Source organism: Microbacterium sp. B19 (assembly GCF_000333395.1).
In the GTDB taxonomy this organism is placed as follows: domain Bacteria; phylum Actinomycetota; class Actinomycetes; order Actinomycetales; family Microbacteriaceae; genus Microbacterium.
On sequence record NZ_BADA01000403.1, the window covers coordinates 1 to 1,326 of the forward strand.

At 72.9% G+C, this 1,326-nt stretch carries 2 protein-coding genes; one reads left to right on the plus strand and one right to left on the minus strand.

Annotated elements, in window-relative coordinates; all coding sequences use genetic code 11:
* A partial coding sequence (locus tag I5G_RS14295) for a hypothetical protein (RefSeq protein WP_036328437.1) occupies positions 1-683 on the minus strand: 683 nt, incomplete at its 3' end.
* Between the two features lie 284 nt (positions 684-967).
* Here I5G_RS14295 and I5G_RS14305 point away from each other — a divergent pair.
* On the plus strand, positions 968-1,326 hold a 359-nt coding region (locus I5G_RS14305), incomplete at its 3' end, for a DUF3817 domain-containing protein (RefSeq protein WP_022879666.1).

Genomic DNA, 1,326 nt, shown 5'->3' on the forward strand with positions numbered 1-1,326 from the left:
GCGCCGCCGACTGCGGCGACCGCACCGACCATCGCCCAGTACCAGTGCGAACCGATCAGCAGCACGCCCGCGACGCCCGCGAGGAGCGCGGCGACACCGACCGTCGCGGTCATCTCCCACGCGACCGGGCCGATCGGCGGAGTCTGCCGCGACGGGAGCCGCCACGACCCGCGCCGCACGAGGACGAACACGGTCGTCACGAGCAGGCTCCACAGCACGCTGCTCACACCGACGAGCAGCACGAGGCCGAACGTCGCTGTCGTAGCCGGGAAGCTCGCGCACGCTCCCGCGGCGAACACCGTGAACAGGGCGCCGGGTGGATGCCACTGCGCCCGGTACGCGAACAGCGTCACGGCCGCGGCGAGGAGGGCGACGACGAAGACGCTCGCGAGCGCGGGTGCGGACAGGGCCGACAGCAGCGTTCCGAGCAGCATCGACAGGACCAGGATGCCACCGGCTGTCGCCTGCATCCGCACGCGGCGACGTGGCGGGTCGAGGCGTCCGTAGAGCGCGGCGAACGCGCCGAAGGAGGCGTAGACGCTCAGATCGAGGCGGCCGATCAGCAGGAGGACAAGGAGTGGGACGCCGACGCTGAGCGCGGCCCGGGCTGCGACCCGGTGGGCGCCGCCGTGCGGGCCGATGCGAATGACCCCGGTCCACACGCGCCCCCGGGATTCCGCCACCCGACCAGCCTACGCGGCGTGATCCCCCGTCAAGACCCTGGCGGTGGCGCCCCGGAACCGGTGGGGTGGGGGAATGGATGCCGAGCGCCAGAAGCCGCCCATCGACCCCGGTCCCGAGCCCGACACGTCGACCGCGGCCGAGGGGGAGAAGTCGGATCCCACCCTGGACCAGGACGACGAGCCGATCGAGTGAGGGCGGGCTGCCTCGACGTCGAGACGTCCGGAGGGTGACCGCGCGGGCGCGTCCGTAGGGTGGAAAGCCCCGGACCCGAACGAGGAGAGACGTGTTCCGCACGCCCCTGACCCTGTTTCGCACGCTCGCGATCGCCGAAGCGATCTCGTGGACGCTTCTCATCGCGGGATTGATCCTGCGCGCCACCGCAGACCTGCCCCTCGCGGTCACGATCGGGGGTGGCATCCACGGGTTCGTGTTCCTCGCGTACGGCGCGACGGCGGTGCTCGTCGCGCTGAACCAGCGGTGGGGGCTCGGGCCGGCGGCGGTGGCGATCGTCAGCGCCGTGATCCCGTACGCCACCGTCCCGACCGAGATCTGGTTGCAGCGCGCCGGGCGACTGCGCGGAGCGTGGCGGCTCGACGCGGGCGACGACCCGCGCGATCAGCGACCGCTCGACCGGGTGCTGCG